The sequence below is a fragment of the Mesorhizobium sp. WSM4884 genome, assembly GCF_029625675.1.
GTDB lineage: Bacteria > Pseudomonadota > Alphaproteobacteria > Rhizobiales > Rhizobiaceae > Mesorhizobium.
Window position 1 is genome coordinate 226588 of sequence record NZ_JARTVO010000006.1, and the last position, 25225, is coordinate 251812.

The 25225-nt window shown below is 63.8% G+C and carries 22 protein-coding genes and 1 pseudogene; 12 read left to right on the forward strand and 11 right to left on the reverse strand.

Going from position 1 to position 25225, the window contains the following annotated elements:
* The first annotated feature begins 33 nt into the window (after positions 1–33).
* Complete coding sequence (locus tag P9236_RS12320; protein ID WP_278074888.1) at positions 34–2085, forward strand: elongation factor G; 2052 nt, start codon at positions 34–36, stop codon at positions 2083–2085.
* 666 nt (positions 2086–2751) lie between these two features.
* Entirely contained in the window at positions 2752–3249 is a 498-nt protein-coding gene (locus P9236_RS12325) for an isoprenylcysteine carboxylmethyltransferase family protein (RefSeq protein WP_278074889.1), read from the forward strand.
* 31 nt (positions 3250–3280) lie between these two features.
* Here P9236_RS12325 and P9236_RS12330 read toward each other — a convergent pair whose 3' ends face one another.
* A complete protein-coding gene (locus P9236_RS12330) occupies positions 3281–4177 on the reverse strand; it encodes a LysR family transcriptional regulator (RefSeq protein ID WP_278074890.1) in 897 nt (298 codons plus the stop codon).
* A gap of 72 nt (positions 4178–4249) precedes the next feature.
* A complete protein-coding gene (trxB, locus tag P9236_RS12335) occupies positions 4250–5224 on the reverse strand; it encodes a thioredoxin-disulfide reductase (RefSeq protein WP_278074891.1) in 975 nt (324 codons plus the stop codon).
* Between the two features lie 220 nt (positions 5225–5444).
* Between trxB and P9236_RS12340 the strand changes: the two genes are divergently transcribed.
* Positions 5445–5921: an Lrp/AsnC family transcriptional regulator gene (locus tag P9236_RS12340; RefSeq protein ID WP_278074892.1), complete on the forward strand. Its 477-nt coding sequence runs from the start codon at positions 5445–5447 to the stop codon at positions 5919–5921.
* Positions 5922–5989: 68 nt separating this feature from the next.
* Here P9236_RS12340 and P9236_RS12345 read toward each other — a convergent pair whose 3' ends face one another.
* The 6 genes and pseudogenes from P9236_RS12345 to P9236_RS12370 form a co-directional block, all read right to left on the reverse strand.
* Positions 5990–6622 carry an HAD family hydrolase gene (locus P9236_RS12345; protein ID WP_278074893.1) on the reverse strand — a complete coding sequence of 211 codons (633 nt, stop codon included), beginning with the start codon at positions 6620–6622 and terminating at the stop codon, positions 5990–5992.
* Positions 6615–7187 (reverse strand): SIS domain-containing protein, encoded by a 573-nt coding sequence (locus P9236_RS12350; protein ID WP_278074894.1) that lies wholly within the window; start codon positions 7185–7187, stop codon positions 6615–6617. The genes P9236_RS12345 and P9236_RS12350 overlap by 8 nt, the downstream gene beginning before the upstream one ends.
* Before the next feature lie 7 nt (positions 7188–7194).
* Entirely contained in the window at positions 7195–8685 is a 1491-nt protein-coding gene (gene rfaE1, locus P9236_RS12355) for a D-glycero-beta-D-manno-heptose-7-phosphate kinase (protein ID WP_278074895.1), read from the reverse strand.
* 147 nt (positions 8686–8832) lie between these two features.
* Positions 8833–9464, reverse strand: a pseudogene (locus P9236_RS12360) (LysE family translocator).
* A 28-nt stretch (positions 9465–9492) separates the two neighbouring features.
* Positions 9493–9819: a hypothetical protein gene (locus P9236_RS12365; protein ID WP_278074896.1), complete on the reverse strand. Its 327-nt coding sequence runs from the start codon at positions 9817–9819 to the stop codon at positions 9493–9495.
* Between the two features lie 79 nt (positions 9820–9898).
* On the reverse strand, positions 9899–10135 hold the full coding sequence (locus tag P9236_RS12370) for a type II toxin-antitoxin system Phd/YefM family antitoxin (RefSeq protein ID WP_278074897.1): 237 nt from the start codon (positions 10133–10135) through the stop codon (positions 9899–9901).
* A gap of 134 nt (positions 10136–10269) precedes the next feature.
* Here P9236_RS12370 and rfaD point away from each other — a divergent pair, with 134 nt between their 5' ends.
* From rfaD to waaC, 3 genes are read left to right on the forward strand one after another with little or no spacing between them, the layout of a single operon-like run.
* Positions 10270–11217, forward strand: coding sequence for an ADP-glyceromanno-heptose 6-epimerase (gene rfaD / locus P9236_RS12375; protein ID WP_278074898.1), 948 nt, complete (start codon positions 10270–10272; stop codon positions 11215–11217).
* On the forward strand, positions 11190–12197 hold the full coding sequence (waaF, locus tag P9236_RS12380; protein ID WP_278074899.1) for a lipopolysaccharide heptosyltransferase II: 1008 nt from the start codon (positions 11190–11192) through the stop codon (positions 12195–12197). The genes rfaD and waaF overlap by 28 nt, the downstream gene beginning before the upstream one ends.
* Positions 12194–13168, forward strand: coding sequence for a lipopolysaccharide heptosyltransferase I (waaC, locus tag P9236_RS12385; RefSeq protein ID WP_278074900.1), 975 nt, complete (start codon positions 12194–12196; stop codon positions 13166–13168). The genes waaF and waaC overlap by 4 nt, the downstream gene beginning before the upstream one ends.
* 4 nt (positions 13169–13172) lie before the next feature.
* Here the strand turns inward: waaC and greA are convergent, their stop codons facing one another.
* Positions 13173–13646 (reverse strand): transcription elongation factor GreA, encoded by a 474-nt coding sequence (greA, locus tag P9236_RS12390; RefSeq protein ID WP_278074901.1) that lies wholly within the window; start codon positions 13644–13646, stop codon positions 13173–13175.
* A gap of 271 nt (positions 13647–13917) precedes the next feature.
* Positions 13918–14463 carry a tetratricopeptide repeat protein gene (locus P9236_RS12395; protein ID WP_278074902.1) on the reverse strand — a complete coding sequence of 182 codons (546 nt, stop codon included), beginning with the start codon at positions 14461–14463 and terminating at the stop codon, positions 13918–13920.
* A 183-nt stretch (positions 14464–14646) separates the two neighbouring features.
* Here P9236_RS12395 and P9236_RS12400 point away from each other — a divergent pair, with 183 nt between their 5' ends.
* The 4 genes from P9236_RS12400 to P9236_RS12415 all read left to right on the forward strand — a co-directional run bounded on the left by P9236_RS12400 (position 14647) and on the right by P9236_RS12415 (position 18124).
* Positions 14647–15072, forward strand: a complete 426-nt coding sequence (locus P9236_RS12400) for a DUF3775 domain-containing protein (RefSeq protein WP_278074903.1) — start codon at positions 14647–14649, stop codon at positions 15070–15072.
* A 193-nt stretch (positions 15073–15265) separates the two neighbouring features.
* Positions 15266–16306 (forward strand): extensin family protein, encoded by a 1041-nt coding sequence (locus P9236_RS12405; protein ID WP_278075004.1) that lies wholly within the window; start codon positions 15266–15268, stop codon positions 16304–16306.
* A gap of 131 nt (positions 16307–16437) precedes the next feature.
* A complete protein-coding gene (locus tag P9236_RS12410; RefSeq protein ID WP_278074904.1) occupies positions 16438–17262 on the forward strand; it encodes an extensin family protein in 825 nt (274 codons plus the stop codon).
* A 154-nt stretch (positions 17263–17416) separates the two neighbouring features.
* Complete coding sequence (locus P9236_RS12415) at positions 17417–18124, forward strand: LssY C-terminal domain-containing protein (protein WP_278074905.1); 708 nt, start codon at positions 17417–17419, stop codon at positions 18122–18124.
* A 13-nt stretch (positions 18125–18137) separates the two neighbouring features.
* Here the strand turns inward: P9236_RS12415 and P9236_RS12420 are convergent, their stop codons facing one another.
* A complete protein-coding gene (locus P9236_RS12420; protein ID WP_278074906.1) occupies positions 18138–18494 on the reverse strand; it encodes a zinc-binding dehydrogenase in 357 nt (118 codons plus the stop codon).
* A 184-nt stretch (positions 18495–18678) separates the two neighbouring features.
* Here P9236_RS12420 and P9236_RS12425 point away from each other — a divergent pair, with 184 nt between their 5' ends.
* Both P9236_RS12425 and P9236_RS12430 read left to right on the forward strand, forming a co-directional pair.
* A complete protein-coding gene (locus P9236_RS12425) occupies positions 18679–19992 on the forward strand; it encodes a hemolysin family protein (RefSeq protein ID WP_278074907.1) in 1314 nt (437 codons plus the stop codon).
* 419 nt (positions 19993–20411) lie between these two features.
* Positions 20412–25196, forward strand: coding sequence for an autotransporter outer membrane beta-barrel domain-containing protein (locus P9236_RS12430; protein WP_278074908.1), 4785 nt, complete (start codon positions 20412–20414; stop codon positions 25194–25196).
* Positions 25197–25225: the final 29 nt, after the last annotated feature.

Below are 25225 nucleotides of genomic sequence, written 5' to 3' on the forward strand. Positions count from 1 at the left end.
GCTCCCAGGGAAACGCCTGAGTGGAGGTCAGCCATGGGTACTCGCGCCGGAGGACGACGCACGGGACCGAAATGCATTGCCATAGTCGGTCCCTTCGCAAGCGGTAAGACGACACTTCTCGAAGCAATCCTAGCCCGCACGGGCGCCATCCCCCGCCAGAATCCCGTTTCATCGGGCAATACAGTTTCCGACCATTCGCCAGAAGCCCGCGCCCACGCCATGAGCGTCGAGGCCACCTTTGCCACCACGGAATTCATGGGCGAGCAGTTCACCTTCGTCGATTGCCCCGGCTCCATCGAATTCGCCTTCGAGGCCGAGCCGGTGCTTGCGGCCTGCGATGTCGCAGTCGTCGTCGCAGAAGCGGACGAAAAGAAGATACCCGCGCTCCAGCTCATCATGCGCAAGCTCGACGATCTCCGCGTGCCGCGCATCCTGTTCCTCAACAAGGTGGATAAGGCGATCGCCGGCGTGCGCGAGACGCTGAAGATGCTGCAGCCGGCAAGCTCGGTGCCGCTGCTGCTTCGCCAGATTCCGCTGCGCAAGGACGGCGTCGTCATCGGCTCGATCGATCTGGCGCTCGAGCGCGCCTATGTCTACCGCGAATATGCCGAGAGCCAGGTCGCCGAGATACCGGACGACGACAAGGCGCGCGAGCTCGAGGCCCGCTTCTCGATGCTGGAGACGCTGGCGGACCATGACGACCAGCTGATGGAGCAGTTGCTGGAGGAGATCGAGCCGCCGAAGGACGCGATTTTCGATGACCTTGCCGCCGATCTTCGTGCCGGCACGGTAACGCCGGTGCTGATCGGCACGGCGGAGAAAGGCAATGGCGTGCTGCGCCTGTTGAAGACGATCCGCCACGATGCGCCCGATATCGAGGCGACCCGCAAGCGCCTAGGCGCGCCGGACGGCAGCCAGACGGTCGTGCAGGTGATGAAGACCATCCACACCGCGCATGGCGGCAAGCTGTCCGTGTCGCGCGTGCTTTCGGGGCAATTGGCAGATGCGGCCGAGCTCTTCCTCTCCAACGGCGACGCGACGAAGGTCTCCGGCATCTACAAGATGCTGGGCAAGGATCAGTTGAAGCTGTCATCGGCCAGGGCCGGCGACACTGTCGCGCTCGGCAAGCTCGATAACGTCAGGACCGGCCAGACGCTGAGTTCCGCCAAGGGCGGCATCAAGCCTCTTGTCACGCTGGAAGCGCCACAGCCGGTGTTTGCCTTCGCGCTGCGCCCCAAGGAGCGCAAGGACGAGGTCAAGATGTCGGCGGCAATCCAGAGACTTGCCGAGGAGGACCCTTCGCTCAGCCTGCACCACAACCAGGACTCCGCGGAGACCGTGTTGTCGGGGCATGGCGAAATGCACTTGCGCGTGGTGCGCGAGCGCCTGGAGGGCAAGAACCAGATCCCGATCGAAGGTCACTCGCCGGCGGTGCCTTATCGCGAAACGATCCGTAAATCCGCGCAGCAGCGCGGCCGCCACAAGAAGCAGTCCGGCGGCCATGGCCAGTTCGGCGACGTGGTGATCGAGATCAAGCCACTGCCGCGCGGCTCGGGCTTCCAGTTTACCGACACCATCACGGGTGGCGTCGTGCCCAAGACCTACATCCAGTCCGTAGAGACGGGCATTCGCGATTATCTGAAGACGGGTCCGCTCGGCTTCCCTGTGGTCGATGTTGCCGTCAACCTGTCCGACGGTTCCTACCATGCGGTCGATTCCTCCGATATGGCCTTCCAGATGGCGGCGAAGCTGGCGATGAAGGAAGGCATGGCGGCCTGTTCGCCGGTTCTGCTGGAGCCGATCATGAAGGTCGAGATCGTGACGCCTTCCGATGCGACCTCGAAGATCATCGCGCTGATCCCGCAGCGGCGCGGCCAGATCCTTGGCTATGACGCACGGCCGGACTGGCCCGGCTGGGACGTGGTCGAGGCGACCATGCCCCAGGCCGAGATCGGCGACCTGATCATCGAGTTGCGCTCCGCGACGGCCGGCGTCGCCAGCTACAAGGCGGCCTTCGACCATATGGCCGAGTTGACCGGCCGCCTGGCCGACGAGGCGATGAACGCCAACGGCAAGGCCGCCTGACTGATCTCGCTGATGATATGAAAACGGCGCCCGGATCGTCCGGACGCCGTTTTTATTGCGGACCGTCTTCCTGGGAGGCACGGCAGGTCCGCCGCATCAGGAAAAATGGTTCGGACGCGGTAGCTGCCTGAGCCCGGCCTGCCCGAGTGATGCCCCCATCTCCCGGACCGACCAACCGCGTCCTATGATCTACTTAATCGATAGAGTGCGTCTGCGACATGTTACCCGATGTTACATGTCACTGTTACGTGGCCCCGGCGCACACATTTCCGGTGTCGGCGTGACCTCGACGCAACAAAAAAGCCGGATCAATAAAGATCCGGCTGAGTTTGATTGGAAGTGCCGATTAGGGCTAACCTCCAGAGGGGAACACTCGAGGACGCTAATGGGAGGAGAACGCGCCCTGGAGATGAACTATATATGTGCTCATCATGCCCAAGAAACAAGCATCTATTTTGCAACACACGCATGCAAAAAGACGCAGGCTGTGGTCCAACCTATTCCGGGAACCGATAGGACCAGAAAAAATCGCCGAATCCTGGGCCTTTCCGGACCGAAAGCGATCGCTGATATGAAAATCGCTGCCGATTCTGCCCGGAAATACGTGAAATCCGAAATGATATGGATTCGGGCAGGCCGCGTTTATTTTTGCGGCAGGAGGACCTGATGCGGACGTTTTCGGCAGTCGCCGGCAGCGCGCTATTCCTGGTCGCGGCACCCGGCATGGTCGCAGGGCTGATGCCCTGGCTGTTGACCGATCATTATCGTGTGCCGTGGTCCACGGTGCCGGGTTTCGCGCCCCTGGGCTGGATTCTGGTGATCGGGGCGGCCGGGATCCTGCTTCACGCCTTCGCCCGTTTCGCCATGGAGGGCCTGGGCACGCCGGCCCCGGTCGCCCCGACCGAGAAACTGGTCGTCGGCGGCATCTATCGCCACGTGCGCAACCCTATGTATGTCGCGGTGCTGTCGATCATCCTCGGCCAGGTGCTCATCTTTTCGAGCTGGGCAGTGCTGGTCTACGGCCTCATCGCCGGAGCGGCGATGATCTCCTTCGTCAAGGTCTACGAGGAGCCGACGCTCGCCCGCCGCTATGGCGCCGAGTACGAAACCTACCGCCGCGCCGTGCCCGGCTGGCTGCCGCGCATCACGCCTTGGCGCGGGTAGCAATTTACGCCCGGCGGCGTCTCAGGCCGTCTCAGAATGACCAGCTACGCGCCTTCGCGATGATGAAATCGCGAAACACATGCAGCTTCGCCTGGTTCTTCATCGCGTCCGGATAGGCGAAATAGGTGTCGAAGGATGGCACCTCGGTCTCGGGCAGCAACTGGACCAGGTTCGAGTCCTTGCTGATGACGTAATCGGGCAGCATGGCGATGCCGGCGCCACCTTGCACCGCGCGCTTGATCGACAGGATGTCGTTGATCTGCAGCGTCGGCACTCTTTGCCCGCCTTCGAAGTCGCCTACCGTCTCCAGCCAGTTCAGTTCCGACAGATGCGCGGGCACCGGTACGCCGAAGGTGACGATCCGGTGGTTCCTGAGCTCGGCGATCGAGGCCGGCTTGCCGAACTTCGCCACATAGGAAGGCGCCGCGTAGAGGTGGAAATGCACGGTGAACAGCCGGCGCTGGATGAGATCCGGCTGCTGTGGCTGCCTGAGCCGGATGGCGCAGTCGGCCTGGCGCATCGTCAGGTCAAGCTCCTCGTTGGCGAGGATGAGCTGCAGGCTGATCTCGGGATAGAGCTCGATGAATTCCTGCACCCGCTCAGTCAGCCAGCCGGCGCCCAGGCCCACCGTGGTCGTGACCCTCAGCACGCCGGAGGGGCGATCCTTGGTCTCGGTCAGCCGCGACTTGATCGTCTCCAGCTTCATCAGCACATCATGCGCTGTCCGGAACAGCATCTCGCCCTGCTCGGTCAGCACGAGGCCGCGCGCGTGGCGGTGAAACAGCGCCACACCAACGTCATGCTCGAGCGCGCTGACCTGCCGCGAGATCGCCGATTGCGAAAGATGCAGTGTCTCGGCGGCATGGGTGAACGACCCAGCCTCCGCCGCAGCGTGAAACACGCGAAGCTTGTCCCAGTCCAGCGCCATGATTCCCCTCGTGTTGCCTTTGGCGTCTGAATGAAAAATCAGGCTTTTAAACGGCTTTTTTCAGCCGATCGATTATTCCGCCGCTTCGCGGTGAACCTCGATCCCCGCCAGATATTTCTCCGCTTCGAGCGCGGCCATGCAGCCGAGCCCTGCCGCCGTCACCGCCTGGCGGTAGACATCGTCGGTGACATCGCCGGCGGCAAACACGCCGGGGACGTCGGTGCGGGTCGAGTCAGGTGCCGTCCACAGATAGCCGTTCGGCTTCTGCTTGAGCTTGCCAACGAAAAGCTCGACCGCCGGCGCATGACCGATCGCGACGAAGATGCCGTCGACCGGCAACCGCGATATTTCTCCGGTCACCACATTGCGCAGCTTCAAGCCTTCGACCGAAGGCGGCAGCGGCGCCTTGCCCGGCTGCCCGGTGATCTCGTCGACGACCGTATCCCAGATGACGCGGACATTGTCCTTCTGAAACAGCCGCTCGCGCAGGATGCGCTCGGCGCGGAAATCGCCGCGCCGGTGAATGACGGTGACGCTTCTGGCGAGGTTGGCGAGGTAGAGCGCCTCCTCGACCGCCGAATTGCCGCCGCCGACCACCGCGACATCCTTGCCGCGATAGAAGAAGCCGTCGCAGGTGGCGCACGCCGAGACGCCGAAGCCCATAAAGGTCTGCTCCGACGGAATGCCCAGCCACTTGGCCTGCGCGCCGGTGGCGATGATCAAGGCGTCCGCAGTATATACGGTACCGGAATCGCCGGTGGCGCGAAACGGCCGCACGTTGAGGTCGACCTCGGTGATAATGTCGTTGACGATCTCGGTGCCGACATGCTCGGCCTGCTTGAGCATTTGCTCCATCAGCCACGGACCCTGGATCGGGTCGGCGAAGCCCGGATAATTTTCGACGTCGGTGGTGATCATCAACTGGCCGCCCTGTTGCAGGCCGGCGACGAGCATCGGCTTCAGCATGGCCCGCGCGGCATAGATCGCCGCGGTGTAACCGGCCGGGCCGGAGCCGATGATGAGAACGGGCGCGTGTTTGATGTTCATTAAAAGTCCCCTGCGGCGCGAGGCCGTGGTTTTGTCGCCGGTAATGTAAGTGCTGCCCGCCAGGCCAGCAAGGCAGCTTGGCCTTCGTCCCCGGAAAGCTTCATGATGAAGGCATAACCGGCCATGTCCCTTCGAACGCGCAAAAATTATCGGGAAGGGATGGCCTCCCGCGCGAAACCAAATTACAAAATCGCGAAAGATTCTTGCGCGAAAGCCGATCATGCCGCTCAAAGCCGATCTCGACGCCATCGACTGGAAGATACTGCGCGAGCTGCAGAACGACGGCCGCATGACCAATGTCGAGCTGTCCAACCGGGTCGGCATCTCGGCGCCGCCTTGCCTGCGCCGCGTCAGGCGGCTGGAAGAGGCCGGCATCATCCGCGGCTATCGTGCGCTGCTCAACGCGCCGGCCCTCGGCATGGATGTCGTCGCCTTCTGCCTTATCGGCCTGCATCATCAGGCCGACGCCGAGCTGAAGACTTTCGCGGAGCGCACACGCGGCTGGCCGATCGTGCGCGATGCCTGGATGGTCTCGGGTGAATCCGATTTCCTGCTGCACTGCGTGGCGAGCGATCTCGGCACGTTCCAGACCTTCGTCATCGAGGAGCTGGCCTCGACGCCCAATGTCGACACGGTGCGCACCGCGCTGACCATCCGCCGCGTGAAGGACGAAGGACTGGTGGCTTTTCCCGCTTAGTACGCCGACTTCTGATGAAGCCGATGGAAAAACAGCGGTTTGGCGATCAATCTTGAACCAATGTGGGATCAGAGCGATCGTATCGCGGCCAGCAGGCCCTCCAGGTCCCGCGCCTCGCGTAGCGACAAAACTGAAAGCGCGCCCATTGTGGTGGCCTCACCATCGACAAGCCAGCCATGTCCAAGGCCCGCGCGCTGGCCTGCCTCCATGTCGGCAGGCTTGTCGCCGACGATCAGCGATCGCTTGAGATCGAGGCCAAGACGGCGTCCCGCCTCGAGCAGCATGCCCGGATTGGGCTTGCGCATCGGATGATCGGCGACCGCCAGCAGGCCGGAACCGGCCTCGTGATAGGCGCAGGCCAACACCATGTCGACGGCTGCATTCTTCTCGGCAAGCAGGTCGAGCACCCGCTGATTGACCCGAGCGAAGGCATCCCAGCCAAAATAGCCGCGCGCGATACCGGACTGGTTGGTGATGACGATGACGGGGATGCAGCGCTGGTTCGCGGCTTCTATGGCGGGCGCGATGCCATCGCGCAGCACCATGGCGTCCGGATCGTCAGGATAGCTGGTATCGACATTAATGGTGCCGTCGCGGTCGAGAAACAGCGCCGGCAGACCAGCCGAAAACGCCTTGGCCCCAATCCGCTCGACCCACAAGCCAGGTTCGGCGAGCGGAAAATCCCCTTCGCCGTCAGCCATTGCTGAGATGCGCTTCCACCGCCTCGCACAGATGATGGTAGAGGCAGAGATGCCCTTGCTGGATGATCGGCGTCGAGGTCGACGGCACGTTGAGCAGGATGTCGGTCAGCGGCTTCAGCTTGCCGCCGGTGTCGCCGGTGAGGCTGATCACCGTCATACCCATCGTCCGCGCCTGCTCGGCGGCGGCAAGGATGCTCGGCGAATTGCCGCTGGTCGAGATGGCGAGCAGCACCGCGCCTTCCGATCCATGCGCCTCGACCTGGCGCGAGAAGACCGTGTCGAAGCCGTAGTCGTTGCCCCAGGCGGTCAGCACCGCCGCATTGGCCGGCAGCGCGATGACGTTGTAGGCCTTGCGCTCCTTGAGGAAGCGGCCGACCAGTTCGCCCGCGATGTGGATGGCATCGCTCGCCGAGCCGCCATTGCCGCAGATCAGCAGGGCCTTGCCCTGCGACAGCGCCGTCACGACCGTGCTCACCGCGCGCTCCATCTCGCCGGTGAGGTCGCGCTCGACCATCGCCGAGATCGCCGCCGCGGAGCGGACCAGATAGTCGTTCAGGTCGGACATGAAACCCTCAATTCGTGCCGCCGGCGCGCAGCTTGCCGATGGTGCTGGTCGTGCTCTTGCCGGCGACGAGGTCGACCAGCACCACGCGCCCGCCCGCCTTCTGCACCACGTCGGCGCCGACCACGGTCTCGATCGTGTAGTCCGCGCCCTTGACCAGGATATCGGGCTTGAGCGCTTCGATCAGCTTGAGCGGCGTGTCCTCCTCGAAGACGACGACGGCGTCGACCGAGGCAAGCGCTGCCAGCACGCAGGCGCGGTCATGCTGGTCGTTGACCGGACGTCCGGGACCTTTGAGCCGGCGCACCGAGGCATCGCTGTTGAGGCCGAGCACCAGCCGGTCGCACTGGCTGCGCGCGGCATGCAGCAGGCTGACATGGCCGGCATGCAGGATATCGAAGCAGCCATTGGTGAAACCCACCGTCAGCCCTTCCTCCTTCCACGCAGCCACCATCCTGGCCGCGGCGTTGGCGTCGAGAATGGCATCCTGGTGGGCGACGGGTCCGTGCGAGCGGAACAGCGCGCCGGAGAGTTCCTCGACCGTCAGCCGCGCCGTGCCGCGCTTGCCGACCACGACCCCGCCGGCGGCGTTGGCGATCACGGCAGCATGCACCCGATCGGCGCCCGCGGCCAGCGAAAGCGCGAACGTCGCGATCACCGTGTCGCCGGCGCCGGAGACGTCGAACACCTCGCGCGCCTGCGTGGAGATGTGGCGGGCATCCTCGGCGGTGACGACGCTCATGCCCTTTTCGCTGCGCGTGGCGACGATGAATTCGAAGTCATGTGCGGCGATCAGGTCGCGGGCCGCGGCGACGATCTCGTCATCAGAGAATACGGCGCGTCCGACCGCCTCACCGAGCTCTTTGCGGTTCGGCGTCACCGCCGTCGCTCCGGCATAGCGCGCATACTCGCGCCCCTTCGGGTCGACCAGCACCGGCTTTCCGGCATCGCGGCAGATCGCGACGAGTTCGGCCGCCACGCCGTCGAGCAGGATGCCCTTGCCATAGTCGGACAGGATGACGATGTCGGCGCGCGCCAGCGCCGCCTGGAAGTGCTCGACGAGCGCTGCCCGCTCACCGCTGGCCAGCGGCTTGATCTCCTCCTCGTCGAAACGCAGCACCTGCTGGTTGAGTGCGCTGAAGCGGCTTTTCGACGAGGTCATGCGACCTTGCCGCTGCGCCATGCCGTCGATGTCAGCGCCGAGGTCGCCGAGCATGCGCATGAGATTGTCGCCGGCCTGGTCGGCGCCGATCACCGAGACGGGAATTGCGGCAGCACCCAGCGAGACGATGTTGGAGACGACGTTGCCGGCACCACCCAGCGCCAGCACCTCGCCCCGCCCGTGCAGCACCGGGATCGGCGCTTCCGGCGAGATCCGCTCGATGACGCCGCTGACGAAGCGGTCGAGGATGAAGTCGCCGACCACCAGCACGGTGACTTCGCCGAAACGGGCGACGGTGCGGTGCAAAGGCTCCGGGGAAGGCAGATGGTGCTTGATCATCTCACTGGCGCGCCCGAAAGGCGGTTCTTGATCAGGGTTGCAGCGCCGGAAATCCGGCACACTTCGTTCGTCGCGATGCCGATATACCGCAATTCGGGCCAGCGCAACGGCAGGCCGGCGCGGGCGCGACTAAGGTCGGCGGACGGATTAGCTCTTTTGCAAGGCGACATGGACGCCGAGACCGACAAGCACGGCGCCACCCGCGCGCATCAGCCGCTGCGCACGACTCGAGCGCCGCAGCCGCGCAATCATCGCGCCGGCGAGGAAGACGCAAGCGATGTCCGCCGACGAGAACATCAGGTTGACGATGGTTCCCAGCACCACGAACTGCAGCCAAACCGGAAAGGCCGCCGAGGCATCGATGAACTGCGGCAGGAACGCCATGAAGAAGATGGCTGTCTTGGGGTTGAGCACCTCGACAGTGATGCTCTCGAAAAAGGCGCGGCGGGCCGATTTCGCTCGACGACGGGTAGCGTTGCGTTTCCCCCGATCTTGGCGCGGAACAGCGAAACCCCGAGCCAGATCAGGTACAGCGCGCCGACGAGCTTGACCGCCATGTAAAGCGGCGGCACGGCGTGGAACAGCACCGACAGTCCGGTTGCGGCGGCAAGGACATGCACGTAGTCGCCGAGATGGATGCCGAGAGCCGCCGTCAGCCCCGACCAACACCCGCGCGCCATGGTCTGCGTCGCGGCATAGAGCATGGCCGGTCCGGGAATGTAGGCAAAGATCGCCGTGGTGGCGAAAAAGGCGATAAGCAGTTCGGTCGACGGCGTCATATGCACTCATGATCCGGTTGCAGCCTGTTCAGTCTGCGCGCGGGATGGATTTGGATTGGCCTGCGCGAACAGCCGCGATGAAGGCGGCCATGACTTTCTTGTGGAACGTTGGGCTGAATGCGCCAATGCGCGCACCCGGCTCGAAATAGGCTGAGGATTCCAGGATATCGTGGTTGTATTCGTCGACCATGACCCAGAGGGGGATGGGGTCAAGGCCGGCACGGCGGCGTTCAATTTCGGGAACGCCAACGGAAAGGCGATCGCGGCCCGGCTGTGTCGAGGTGATTGCAAGGATGAAGAGGTTTGTGCCGCCGGCTTTCCCGGGAAGGACGGCAACAAAGACGACAGGTCGCATCTTGCGGCCTTCGGTCTCACCGTCTCCATGCTCCCTATACCACAGATATGGATATCGCCAGACGTCGGCGGCAACCGGTTTAATCACGATCCAACTCGGCAGCGTACTCCTCAAGCATCTCGACATGGTCTGACGGAGCATCCTTGGCAGCGTAAGCGCGGCGGCTGTCGGTGACGAAGCGCGCCTGGTAGGCCTCGATGCTCATCAGGACATATCTCGGCTTGTTGTGACGAGTGATAGACACAGGCTGCTGGCTCGCAGCCGCGAGCACATCACCGAGATTCTGTTTCAAATCGGTCGAAGGGTACTGTTTCATGTGATCTCCATTTTGTACATAATAGACAAAACAGACGAAGTAGACAAGCATCAAGGCGGGATCGGACCTGCTTTGTCGACAGCCCGGCCAGCCTCCCCTATAAGAGCCGGAATCGCAAGCAAACAGAGGCCTTCATGATCATCGTCACGGGCGGCGCCGGCATGATCGGCTCCAACATCGTCGCCGCGCTCAACGCCGAGGGTCACGACGACATCGTCGTCGTCGACGATCTCACCGACGGCCACAAGATCGCCAACCTGGCCGACCTTCGCATCGCCGACTATCTCGACAAGGACGAATTCCTGCTCCGGCTCGAGGACGGCGGGCTCGGCCGCGTCGAGGCCGTCTTCCACCAGGGCGCGTGCTCCACCACCACCGAATGGAACGGCAAGTTCATGATGGACGTGAACTATGCCTATTCGAAGCGCCTGCTGCATGCCTGCCTCACTCTGCGCGTGCCCTTTCTCTACGCCTCCTCGGCTTCGGTCTACGGCGGCGGCAGCGAGTTCCGCGAGGAGCCCGAATTCGAGCGCCCGCTCAACGTCTATGCCTATTCGAAGAAGCTGTTCGACGACTACGTCCGCCGCAACGTCGACACCGACCATTCGCAAGTGACAGGCCTGCGCTACTTCAATGTCTACGGACCACGCGAGGCGCATAAGGGCGCCATGGCATCGGTTGCCTTCCATCTGTTCAACCAGGTCGAGCAAGGCCAGAACCCGAAACTTTTCGGCGCCTATGACGGCTTCGGCCCGGGCGAGCAGAGCCGCGACTTCATCCATGTCGGCGATGTCGCCGACGTCAATCTGTGGCTTTGGAAACGGGGCCTGAGCGGCATCTTCAACTGCGGCACCGGCCGCGCCCAGCCGTTCCGGGCCATTGCCGAGACGGTGATCGGCACGCTCGGCAAGGGTGAGATCGAGTTCATCCCCTTCCCCGATCATCTCAAGGGCAGCTACCAGAGTTTTACGCAAGCGGATATGTCCCGCTTGCGCGCGGCCGGCTACAATGGCCAATTCCGCACCGTCGAAACCGGCGTCAGAGACTATGTCCAATGGCTGAAAGCCCAACGATCCTCGTGATCGGCCCACGCTGGGTGGGCGACATGGTCATGGCCCAGTGCCTGTTCGCGGCACTGAAGGAAAAGCATCCGAACGCCGCCATCGACGTGCTGGCGCCTGCCTGGGCAGCGCCCCTGGTCCAGCGCATGCCGGAAATTCGCTGCCAGATCGATTTCCCGCTTATGCCCGGGGCGCTCGAATTCCGCAGCCGCAGGCGCTTTGGCCGCCTGCTGCGCGGCCGCTACAACATGGCCTATGTGCTGCCGGGGAGCTGGAAATCGGCGCTGATCCCGTTCTTTGCCCGCATTCCACGCCGCGTCGGCTATTTGCGCGAAATGCGCTACGGGCTGCTGACGGACATCGTTCCGCTGCCCGACACCCTCAAGCGGCGCACGGCGCGAGCCTATTTCGGCTTGGCGCGCGGCGGCACGTTCCGCGCGCCGAAACTCACGGTCGATACGGCCAACCAGGCCGATCTGCTGGCGCGGTTCGAGCTCGACGCCAAGCAGTTCGTCGCCTTGATGCCGGGCGCCGAGTTCGGCCCGGCGAAACGCTGGCCGAGCGAACATTATGCCGAGCTGGCCAGAGAAATGATGGGAAAAGGCCTGGGCGTCGCCCTGCTCGGCTCGAAGAACGACGCCGAAGTCACCGGCGAGATTGCGAGGCTCGCGCCGGGTGCCATCGATCTTGCCGGCCGGACGAAGCTCGAGGACGCCATCGACCTGATCGCCGCGGCGAAGCTTGCCGTGTCGAACGATAGTGGGCTGATGCATGTCGCGGCCGCCGTCGGCACGCCGATCGTCGCCGTCTACGGGTCGACCTCGCCCGAGAACACGCCGCCGCTGACCGATCGTTCGGAACTGATCTGGCTTCACCTTTCCTGCTCGCCCTGCCACAGCAAGGTCTGCCCGCTCGGCCATCTCAATTGCCTGAAGACGCTCGACGTCGCGCGGGTCGCGGCCGCGGCCGACAGGTTGCTCAAGGTTCCGGCAGCCGCATGAAGGTGCTGATCGTCAAGACATCGTCGATGGGCGATGTCATCCATACGTTTCCGGCTGTCGAGGATGCGCTCCGCAGTCGCCCGGACATAAGCTTCGACTGGTGCGTGGAAGAGGCCTTCGCCGGCATCGTCGCCTTGCATCCGGCGATAAAATCCATCCATAAGGTGGCGATCCGACGCTGGCGCAGGAATCCGTTCGACGGCGGCACATGGCGCGAAATCGCCGGCCTGCGCCACGCTCTGCGAACCGCCCACTATGACCTAGTTATCGACGCCCAGGGGCTGTTGAAATCGGCCCTAGTCGCCAGGCAGGCCGGCGCGCCGATCGCAGGCTTCGACCGCTCCAGCGCCCGCGAGCCCTCGGCGACGCTGTTTTATCAGCGCAAATACGCGGTGCCGCGTGACCTGCACGCCATCGAGCGCACACGGCGGCTGTTCGGCCTTGCCTTGGACTATCAGCCGGACCTTTCGATGCTCGATTCCGGCATAGTGCCGTCGGCAGACGGGCTTCCCGGGATCGAAGGCAAGACTGCCTTCCTGCTGCACGGCACCAGCCGCGAGGACAAGAAATGGCCGGTCGAGGATTGGATCGAGACCGCGCGCCAGTTGGTTGCCGGGCGATTCACGCCCGTCGTCACCTGGTCGAACGAAGCGGAAAGGCACGTTGCCGAAGCCATCGCCGGCGCCGTTCCGAGAACGATGCTGATCCCGAAATCGCCGCTCGCGGAAGTCGCCACGATCCTTGGACGGTCGACGCTGGTGATTGGCGCCGACACCGGCCTCACCCATCTCGCCAGCGCCTTCGGCCTGCCGACCGTCGCCATATTCCTGGCGACGGAGCCGGGCCTGACCGGCCCGCGCGGGCCGTTCTCGTCGACCTTGCTGGCGCCCACCGGCGGCAAGGTCACGCCGACTGAGGTGGTGGAGGAGGCAGAACGGCTGCTTATGCTCAAGTCCCAGGCAGCGGCGTAAGGCCCTAGATGAACTGCACCTGGACGATCTCATAACCACGAGCGCCGCCGGGCGCATTGACCTCGATGGCGTCGCCGACTTCCTTGCCGATGAGCGCGCGCGCGATCGGCGAGGAGATCGAGATGCGGCCGGACTTCACGTCCGCTTCCTGGTCGCCGACGATCTGATAGGTCTTCTTTTCCTCGGTGTCCTCGTCGACCAGCACGACGGTGGCGCCGAACTTCACCTTGTCGCCGCTGAGCTTCGAGACGTCGATGACCTCGGCCCGCGCGATCAGGTCCTCGAGCTCGTTGACGCGGCCCTCATTGTGGCTCTGAGCCTCTTTCGCGGCGTGGTACTCGGCATTTTCAGACAGGTCGCCATGCGAGCGCGCTTCGGAAATCGCCTCGATGATGCGTGGACGCTCTTCCTGCTGGCGCCAGCGCAGTTCTTCCTTCAATGACGCGAACCCCTCGCCTGTCATCGGGACCTTGTTCATATGCCTGACCTTTCCTGCCACCGCCCCCGCTTATCGGGAGCGGCCTTGTCGATGGGTACAAAAAGAAAACGGTCCGGCAGCCTCGGGCTAACGGAACCGTTTCACCACAATTTCCCTGAATATAGCGATCTTCGTGTGATTTTCACGCCCAAAAATGAAGTTTGGCAAATTCACCACCGCTTTCGCGAAACGGTCCGGCCGCGAAATGCGGCAGGCGAAAAAAAACCGGCCGTGATTGCGCACGGCCGGTTTGGGGAAGCCGGTGGTCGAATCAGCTCCTCAGGAAATGATCGATCTGCTCGGATAGCATGCCGTATTCGCGCGAGCCTTTGCCGGTCCGCTTTTCGATCTCCATCAACTGCTGTTGCGCGCCGGCAAGATCGCCGATCTGCAGATGCGCCTCGCCGAGATATTCGCGCACCAGCGTGTAGTTCGGATCGATGCGCAGCGCTTCCTCGTAATAGCCGAGGCCGACGGTCACGCGGCCGGAATGGCGATGCGAATAGCCGAGATAGTTGAGGATGCGCGGATCCTGCTTGTTGGCGGCGAGCGTCAGCACGGAGATCGCTTCGTCATAGCGTCCGGCCATCGCCAGATCGTGGCCAGCCTCGTAGATGCTGTCGTCATCCAGCATGCCATATTGCGGCACGACACATTTCTTCTTCTTCTTGTCCCAGACCTCGCCTTTCTTGCACTGGGTGGTTGTCTGGCCGCCGCTAGTACCAGCACTACCGCCTTCACCAGCGGTGAAAGCAGGCGCCGCGAACAGCGGCAGGGCTGCAACAGCCATGACCTGGATAAGCAAACGTCTGCGCATCAAAGCCTCCGTGAGCGTGACAATGCCAGACTAACGCCGCTTCGATAGGGTTTCATCCCGAAAAGCAGACGGCTGCCAAACTATTTGGACTTTCCGAGCGCGCTTCCCGCTCCTTGCGAACGGACGTGACGCGGGCCGCAAATCCGCTATCATCAGCTAAGCGCTTACGTGGGAGAAAGGCCCGTGCAGCAACGCCTCGAGAAGGAATGGGAGCTTTCAATCGATCCGGATACGGTGCGCCTGTTCATCCTCAAGGCCAAGGCGCTGAGCGCCGCCGTCAACGAGGATTACGACGACGGCGCCGAGCATGAGGTCGAGTTCGATGGCGGCACGCACGACAGCCACCATCACGACGGCCTCGTCGAGGAAGCTTCGGAAGACCTCACCGAAGAGGAATTCCGCGAGTTGATCAACGACCTCAACGTCGATGAAGCGGCGGAGCTGGTGGCATTGGCCTGGATCGGTCGTGGCGACTACGATGCCTCCGAATGGATCGACGCGGTGGCCGCGGCGCGCGAGCGCGCCAACAGGCGCACCGCAAAATACCTGCTTGGCCTGCCGCAACTCGCCGACTGGCTGGAGGAAGGCCTGGAGGCGATCGGCGCGTAACGGGCCGGTAACCGATTTTGATCGCAACGCCGCCGCCGCCAAGGCAACTTAACGATGCCGGCGCCGTTTCCGGCCGATGGCAACGCTGAGCTTTTCGAGATTTTGCAGACTGGCGCTGCCTTTGGCGGCCGCGACCTTGCTGATCACGCCGGCCGATGCCAAGCATCGCCACAGGCAGCCGCTGACACCGCGTATGGAGCAGCCGTTGACGCAGCGGGCCGATCGGCCCTCGAAGCCGAGGAGCAAGCACCGCGTGAGATCGCGGGGGAAGCGGCATATAGCGCCAAAGCTGACGCAGCGACAAACGCAGGATCAGCCGACCTTGCCCGCCGATGTTCCGGTGCCGGAGCCACGTCCCGCGGAAGCGCAAAACGCCGACGCCGCGACTATGGAAGAGCGACAGGCTGACGGTCCAAAGGACGCCGGCGCATCCGACCGGTTCAATCAGGAGAAGTCTCGTCAGGGAAGGCGGCAGCACCCCGAGCCTTCGGCGCCGGAGCCGTCAACCGACATGGACAACGAGCCCGAGGCGCCGGCCGCCGCGCCGATTCCGACACCAAGGCCCGACCTCGCGGAACCGGAGGTTGAGCCGCCCGCCGTCGCGCCGAAGCCACCTGAAAAACCGGCTGATACCGGCGACAACAAACCGCTGCCCGATCCGCGCTCGGCCGATCGTCCCGCCGATAAGATGCCGGCCGAGGAAGTTGCCTGCCGTGAGCGCCTCAAGACGCTCGGTGTCGAATTCGAGGAGCACAAAGCCGAGCACGATGCTGCAATTGGCTGCTCGATCCCCTACCCCATCGTACTGAAAACGCTTGGAAAATCGATCGGCATCGGTTCCGGCGCCGAGCTCAATTGCCGGATGGCCGAGGCTGCCGCGCACTTTGCCGCCGATGTCATCCAGCCGGCGGCGAAGGCCGAATTAGGTGCCGATCTCAAATCGATCACACAGGCTTCCGCCTTCGTCTGCCGTCCGCGCCACGGTGGCGAAAAGCTGTCGGAGCACGCCTTCGGCAATGCGCTGGACATCGCCTCCTTCACGCTGTCGGATGGCAGGAAGATCGAGATCGGCCCGGTGCCGCCCGAAAAGGACGCAAACTTCCTGAACGCAATACGCAAGGCCGCCTGTGGGCCGTTCAAGACGGTGCTCGGCCCGGGCAGCGATCCGGACCATGCGCTGCATTTCCACTTCGACCTTGAGCCGCGCCGCAACGGCGGCACGTTCTGCCAATAAGTACAGATGCCGCAATTCGGCCCCAGGCGTGAATACGGGCGCTGATCTTTCCTTTACTCTTGCCAACTAGACTTGGTGCCATCGGAAGCATGATCCCCTGCCGGGATCAGCTCGGGACGGGATGCCTTTCGATGGCCAGAATATTTGCCGCCAACCTCGCCTTGGCGCGACTGAACACTCGCGCGCGCTCCGCAGCTGTCAGGTTGGCCACCGGGCTTGCCATCGCTGCGATATCCGCCTGCACCACAGGCGATGTCTTCTCGCTGCAGCCGGCCGTCGACGTCGGCAGCCAGACCGCGGCCATGCCGGAGGTGCCGCAATATTCCGGCATGCAGAGGCTTGTCCCATCCAACCCCTATATGACCCAGGCCGCCTATCCGCGCATGGATGAGCCGATGTCGCCGGTCGAGCAGATGCCGGCCAGCGAGATCGACTGCCGCAACGAATTGAAACGCATGGGCGTCGTCTACACCGACATCCAGCCGATCCACGAAGGCCAGTGCGGCATCGACTTCCCGGTGAAGGTCTCGGCCATCGGCAGCGTCGAGATGAAGCCGGCCGCCACGCTGACCTGCAACATGGCCGCGACCTTCGCGGCTTGGACCCGGAACGAGCTGGTGCCGGCCGCCCGCTGGCGCTATTTCTCCGGCGTCAGGGCGATTCACCAGGGCTCGAGCTATTCCTGCCGCAACATCGCCGGCGAAGGTGTCTTGTCCGAGCACGGCAAGGGCAACGCCCTCGACGTCATGAGCATCGAGCTCAACAATGGCGACGACATCGACGTCCGCAAGCCCGGCCTGTTCGCCTTCCGCACCCGCGGCTTCCTGAACAATGTGCGCGCCGACGGCTGCCAGTATTTCAACACGGTGCTCGGCCCGGGTTACAATTACGATCACCGCAACCATTTCCATTTCGACGTCAAGAACCGCAGGAACGGTTATCGCGCCTGCCGCTAGAGCAATTCCAGGAAAAGTGCGCGGCGGTTTGGCTCGGCGACTTCGCCGTAGCCTTCCGTCCGGAATTGTGTAAAAACAAATAGTTAGCATTCCCCTGCCCAATCCGCTCGGCGCGGCATAGAGTGGCCGCGAACGGGCTCGGGAGCGGTTTCTCGTGAGTGAGCGAAGTCTTAGGCGGCGCGTGGCGATCTGGCTGGCGGCTTTCTGCGCCTTCTATCTGGCCTTTGCCTATCTCGCCGCGCCGGAATTCTGGACCTGGCGGGAGCGCGGCTTCCGCACGCAGCGCTTCGAGATGGTGACGCATACACCGCAAGGGATTCCGGGCGATCCGATCAATGTCGGACTTGTCGGCACGGAGAAGGAAGTGGTCCACGCCTTTGCCGTCGCCGGCTGGGATACGGCCGATGCCGTCACACTGAGGACAGCGATCGACATCGGTGAAAGCGTCTTGTTCTCCCGGCCCTATCCCGATGCCCCGGTGAGCCGCCTGCTGTTCGAGGGCCGCGCCCAGGATCTCGCGTTCGAAAAACCGGTCGGCGACAGCGCCGACAGGCGCCACCACGTCCGCTTCTGGCAGACCAATACGGCAGGCGACGACGGCCGCCCGCTCTGGCTGGGCGCCGCCAGCTTCGACCGCGGCGTCGGCCTCAGCCACGACACCGGCGCCATCACCCACCATATCGGCCCGGACATCGACGCCGAGCGCAACTTCCTGATCGGCGATCTCAAGGCCGCGGGTCTGCTGACCTCGACCAGCGAGATACCGGGGATCGGCGCCACGAAAAGCGGCAGGAATGGCGGCGGCGATCCGTATTTCACCGACGGCCTCGCGGTAGTCGGCGTGCTGAAGACTCTGCCGTGATAGCGCGGCAAAGTCAGGTCACGGCGATGATGATCTTGCCGAACGGCCCCTTCTCCAGATGCCCGAAAGCCTCCGGCACGTCGTCGAAGCCATAGACCTTGTCGATGACGGGCTTGATGCCAAGCGCCTCGATAGCCTGGTTCATGCGCTCGAAACTGCGGCGGTGGCCGATGGAAATGCCCTGCACGACGATGCGGTTGCGCATGAACGGCAGGACCGGGAAGCTGATCTCCATCGCGCCGAGCAGGCCGATGATCGACAGCCGGCCGTCGGCGGAAAGCGCATTGAGCGACCGCCTGGCATTGTCGCCGCCGACCATTTCCAGGATATGGTTGACTCCCACCCCGTCCGTCAGAACATCGTCGTGCACGCGGTCTGGCCGGTGACGCGGGCGCTGACGCCAAAGGGCGAGTCGTCATCGACGCGCTCGTCGACCATTTTTCGGCGCCGCCTTGGGATGCCTGGACGGCTCGCCTGTCATGCCTCCAATTGTCATGCTCCAAAAATAACGGCGGACTATTTTCGAATGCACCGCGGCAATGCTATTGACGCGCATGCTTTATGTTGAAATCGCCGTCGTGGCCGTCCTCATCCTGGTGAACGGCCTTTTGGCCATGTCGGAGCTCGCTATCGTCTCGTCGCGGCCGGCCCGCCTCAAGGCGATGATCGACCGCAACGTCAGGGGCGCCGGCCGCGCGCTGGCGCTTGGCTCCAACCCCGGCAAGTTCCTGTCGTCGGTGCAGATCGGCATCACTCTGGTCGGCGTTCTCTCCGGCGCCTTTTCCGGCGCCACGCTCGGCGAGCGACTGGCGCAATATCTGGCCTCGACCGGCATCCGCGAGAACATCGCCGACCCCGTCGGCGTCGGCATCGTCGTCGCGCTCATCACCTACGCCTCGCTGATCGTCGGCGAGCTCGTGCCGAAGCAGATCGCGCTGAAGGATCCGGAGCGTGTGGCGGTCAGGGCGGCGCCTGCCATGACCATCCTCGCTACGGTATCGGCGCCGCTCGTCTTCCTGCTCGACATTTCCGGCCGCGCCGTTCTGTGGCTGCTCGGCCAGCACGGCGAGGCGGAAGAGAAGGTCACTGACGAGGAGATCAAGATGCTGGTCGCCGAGGCCGAGCATCACGGCACGATCGAATCCGACGAACGGCGCATGATCGCCGGCGTCATGCGCCTCGGCGACCGCGCCGTGCGCGCCGTGATGACGCCGCGCACCGAAGTCGACTGGATCAACCTGCAATCCGACGAGGCGGCGATCAGGCGGCTCCTGATGGAGACCCAGCATTCGCGCCTGCCCGCCGGCGACGGCAATGTCGATGCCATGGTCGGTGTCGTCCAGACACGCGACGTGCTGTCGGCGATCCTCGGCGGCAAGGTGCTGGAGCCGCGCCAGCATGTGCGCGCAGCACCCATCGTGCACGATCAGGCCGACGCGCTCGACGTGCTGGCGAAGCTGAAGGAATCGGATGTGCCGATGGCGCTCGTCCACGACGAATACGGCCATTTCGAAGGCATCGTCACGCCGGCCGACATCCTGGAAGCGATCACCGGCGTCTTCCGCTCGGATCTCGAGGCCGGCGAGGAAGAAAACGCCGTCAAGCGCGAAGACGGCTCGTGGCTGCTCGCAGGTTATATGCAGGCCGACGAGATGGCCGAGGTGCTGGGCATCGAACTGCCGGAGAACCGCGACTACGAGACGGTGGCCGGCTATGTGCTGTCGCATCTGCACCACCTCCCCAACACCGGCGAATGCGTCGACGCGCAAGGCTGGCGCTTCGAAGTGGTCGACCTCGACGGCCGCCGCATCGACAAGCTGATCGCCACCCGCCTGCCCGACGGCCACCGCCAGATCGCGCGGCGCTAGCCAGCGCATAGGCCGATGTCCAGAGCGGTTCACTGTTTCGCGGAAACGGCGAGCCGCTCTATCCCTTTGTTTGGACGCAATCCCGGGCGGAAAACCGTTACCCGCCTTTCCTGGAATTGCTCTTAGGCTTTGACGCACCGTTGGACTTCGTTCCTCCGGCAAACAGATGCTCGCCTCGGCGTTTCCGTATATGTTGCTGGCCCTGCATGACAGACATTTAAGTGAAAGCTTATTTTTGCTTCACTTATATTGTAAAAAACTAATGTTGCTTTGAAGTAACTCCAAGAAAAATCCAGTGCCGACAATTCAACTGCAAGACACGGCCCAAACTCCAAGTTAACTTGTTGTCGGTTTGGTTCGGCGCGCCGCCTCAGATCGCGGGCATCCGGCGCGGGCGGCATTTTTTCGAGCGGGGCACCATGAGAGCGAGCGGGCGCGCGCTTCGGCGCATTCGGGGAAGAAAACTGCTGGCCGGGGTAAGCGGTATCGCGGTCGCCTGCTGGTTTCCGGCCACGGCTTCGGCCGCGACCTATGTGGTCAGCAACGCGACCGAGTTGAACAATGCCGTGGCCGCGGCAAACGCCGACGGCGACGCCAGTGCGACGATCGTGGCGACCCAGAGCTTCGTCGCGGGAAATATGCCGAACCCCACCAAGCCCATCACGCTCGACACGCAGGGCTTCACCATCACCGGCATCATCGGAAACAACTTCGGCGTCACGACCACGAACGGCAACCTGCTGACCTTGTCAGGGACGTTCCAGGGAGCGGCCAGTGCGGGCACCGCCGGCGTAGGCTTCAATCAGACTGGCGGCACCATTCCGAGCACGATCACCAACAATGGTACGATCACTGGCGGCTCCTCCAGTGGAGGCGCCGGCGGCGTAGGCCTTAGCCTTGCCGGCCTTACGAGCTTCAATAACAGCGGTACCATCACGGGTGGCTCAACCGCAGCCGCCGCCAGCGGGGGCGGAACCGGCGCCCAGGTCAGGCGCGACTCGTCGATGACCAATTTCGGCACCATTGAAGGCGGCAGCAACACTGGCGGATTCGGAGGCGGCGTCGGTATCGACCTGGGCGGCACCGGCACCAACTCTACCGTGACCAATCACGGGACCATCCGCGGCGGGTCCGGGGCCGGCAACGGCAGTGGTGCACTAAGCTCAGGTCTAGGCATTTTGGTACGCAATGGAAGCGGCCAGGTCGTCAACACCGGCACGATCGAAGGCGGCAATCTGGCCGCTGCGATCCGCTCCAACTCCGCAACCGAGACGATCGACATCGTCAACAGTGGAATAATTCGAGCCGGAACCGGCGCGACGGAAGCGATCGGATGGACCTCCGGCGTCACGCCGACCACAGGCTCGATTCACCTTGAGTTGCAAACCGGCTCGCAAATCTTCGGCAACGTGGTGGCGAACGCGACGGCGACCACGGATCTCCTTCGGCTCAGCGGAACGGGCTTCTCGATCCTGGATGGTTCAATCGGCGCCACCGGGCAATACCGGAACTTCGACATCTTCGAGAAGACCGGTAGCGGCACCTGGGCGCTGACCGCTGACAACACGGCCACGACCAACTGGGATATCCAGCAAGGCACGCTGCAGCTCGGCAATGGCGGCACGAGCGGCTCGATCGTCGGCGATGTCACCAACAACGGCACGCTGGCTTTCAAACGCAGCGACACGCTTGCATATTCCGGCATCATCTCCGGCACCGGCACGGTGAGCCAGATCGGAACCGGCACGACCGTTCTGACCGGCACCAACACCTATAGCGGCGGTACGGCCATACTCGGCGGCATCCTCCAGGTTTCCTCGAATGAGAATCTCGGCGCTGCTTCCGGAGCGCTTACCTTCAATATGGGCACGCTGCAGACGACGTCCGCGTTCGCCAGCGGCCGCAATGTAACCTTGACGGGCAATGGCACGTTCCAGACCGATGCCGACCTTGGCCTGACAGGCGGCATCAGCGGCAGCGGCCTTTTCACCAAGACCGGCGCCGGCACACTGACTTTGTCGGGCAACAACAGCTATACCGGCGGCACGCGAATTCTGGGTGGGACGCTCGAGGCGGAGGGCGGCAACGCGATCGGCGACCAGTCTTCCGTGATTGCCCAGGCCGGTGTGTTCCGCGTCCTCGACAACGAGACCATCGGCACGCTCTCGGGAGATACCGGTACCGTGGAGCTCGTCGGCAACCTCACGACCAGCACGAATTTCGCCAACACGACTGCGTTGTTTTACGGCGGCATCACCGGAACCGGCGGCTTCATCAAGAACGGCGCCTACCGCCAGGTACTGGCCGGCAACAATAGCTATCAGGGCGCGACACAAATCCTGGGCGGCACGCTCTTTGCGGTCGGCACGGGCATCGACTCCATTCCCGATGCCTCCGCCGTGACGGTGGCGGCCGGCGCCACACTGTCCCTCGTGCGGCCCCCTATCTCCTCTATCTTTACCGGCATAGACAGCGATGACGAGACGATCGGCTCCTTGTCGGGCGCCGGCAATGTGAATCTCGGCGACAGGAAACTGACGATCGGCGGCGACGCCAGCACCACGTTCTCCGGCTTGATCTCAGGCGCCGGCGGCTCTCTTGCCAAGCTCGGCAACGGCACGCTCACGCTCTCGGGCACGAACACCTATACCGGCGCAACGACGGTCGACTCAGGCGTGTTGCGTGTGAACGGCTCGCTCGGAAATACAGCAGTCAGCGTCAACAGCTCCGGCACCCTGTCGGGAGTGGGAACGATTGCAGGGCCGGTGACGGTGGACGGCACCGTCGCGCCGGGCAACAGCCCCGGCACGCTCACGGTCGGTTCGCTGACGCTCAACACAGGCTCGAATCTCGACTACGAGCTCGGCATTGCCGGGACGATCGGCAACGGCGTCAACGACCTGATCGAGGTCACCGGTGATCTCACCCTCGACGGCACGCTGAATATCACGGATATCGGCGGCTTCGGCCCCGGCGTCTACCGACTCATGAACTACGGCGGTGTGTTGACTGACAACGGCCTTCAGTTCGGGACCACACCCGTCGCCGCGAGCGATCTCTTCATCCAGACCGCGATCGACGGACAGGTCAATCTGATCTCCACGGCCGGAGCAACTCTGAGCTTCTGGGACGGCGGCAATGCAGGGCTGCATGACAACGGCTTGATCGACGGCGGTGACGGCGTGTGGGATGCGACGAACCGCAACTGGACGGAAGCCGACGGCGCGATCAACGGGCCGTGGGGTCAGGATTTCGCGGTGTTCGGCGGTCGGGCCGGCACCGTTACGGTCGACGATTCCGCCGGCACCGTCGGCTTCACCGGCATGCAGTTCATGACCGACGGCTATGTGATCGACGGCGGCACGCTCACCACCAACACCGCCGCCACGATGATCAAGACCGACGCCGGGGTGACGGCGACAATCGCCGCGGATATCGCCGGAAGCGGCGGTCTGGTGAAGACCGATTCCGGCGCGCTTGTGCTTTCCGGCGCAAATACCTACAGCGGCGGCACGACGATCTCGGCCGGTACGCTGATCGGCCAGGCCTCGAGCTTCGGCACCGGTGGCATCCTCGACAACGCTGCGCTCGTCTTCGACCAGTCTACCGACGCCACCTTTGCCGCCGCCATCGACGGCAGCGGCTCGCTCACCAAGAAAGGCCTGGGCAATCTCAACCTCACCGGCATCGGCGGCCTCAGTGGCCCGACCACCGTCGAAGCCGGCAAGCTCTCGGTCAACGGCTCGCTGGCCAACTCCGCCGTCACCGTTCTCAACGGCGCGCTTGGCGGCAACGGCACGGTCGGCGCCACGACTCTGCAGGCCGGTGGCGTGATCGCGCCGGGCAACTCGATCGGCACGCTGACGATCGACGGCAACTATATCGGAACCGGCGGGACGCTGGAGATCGAGGCGATGCTCGACGGCGATGCCTCCTCCACCGACCGGCTGGTCATCACCGGCGACACTTCCGGGGCAACCAATGTCAGGGTTATCGGCGTCGGCGGCTCGGGCGCGCAGACCAGCGAAGGCATCAAGATCGTCGATGTCGGCGGCATCTCGGCCGGCACGTTCAGCCTGCTCGGCAACTATGTCTTCGAAGGCGATCAGGCCGTCGTCGCCGGCGCCTATGCCTACCGGCTCTACAAGAACGGCATCAGCACACCGTCCGACGGCGACTGGTATCTGCGCTCGTCGCTGATCAGCCCCGTCGATCCGACGCCGCTCTATTCGCCCGCCGTGCCGATCTACGAGGCCTATGCCGGCGTGCTGCAGAGCTTTACGCAGCTCGGCACGCTGCAGCAGCGCGTCGGCAACCGCTCGTGGGGCGGAACGCAATCCGGTGCGGGCAACCGCGCAGAACAGGACAGCCCGATCTGGGGGCGCATCGAGGCAGCGCATAGCGAGTTCGATCCGGGCACGACCACAACCGGAACGGATTATGGCGCGGATCTCTGGAGGCTGCAGGCGGGTCTCGATACCCTGCTCTCCGAGACCGAAGCGGGTGTCCTGATTGGCGGCGTCACTGTCCACTACGGCACGGTCAGGTCGGACGTCTCCTCGGTCTTCGGCGTCGGCTCGATCGACACGACGGGATATGGCTTCGGCGGCACGATGACCTGGTACGGCAAGAGCGGCTTCTATGTCGACACGCAGGCCGAGCTGACCTGGTTCGACAGCGATCTTGCGTCCTCGACCCTGGGCAAGACGCTCGCCAAGGGCAACGACGGCTTCGGCTATGGCCTCGGCATCGAGGCGGGGCAGAAGATCGCCGTCCAGGGCAACTGGTCGCTGACGCCGCAGGCGCAGCTCAGCTATTCCTCGGTCGATTTCGACAGCTTCACCGATCCCTATGGCGCCCACGTCTCCAACGACGGCAGCGACCGCCTGATCGCTCGCCTCGGCCTGTCGGCCGACTACGAGAGCGAATGGAAGGACAAGGCGGGCCAGTCGAGCCGCTCGCATGTCTATGGCGTCGCCAACCTCTATTACGACTTCCTCGACGGCTACGATGTCGACGTCTCAGGCACCAAGCTTGTCAGCAAGGCACATTCGCTCTGGGGCGGGCTAGGCGTCGGCGGCTCGCTGAGCTGGGCCGACGACCGCTACTCCGTCCATGGCGAGCTGCTGGCACGCACCAGCATGGAGGATTTCGGCGACAGCCACGCTTTTGGCGGCACGGTCGGCTTCATGGTGAAGTGGTAGGCACGAACGGACGTCGGCCATTCCGGCAG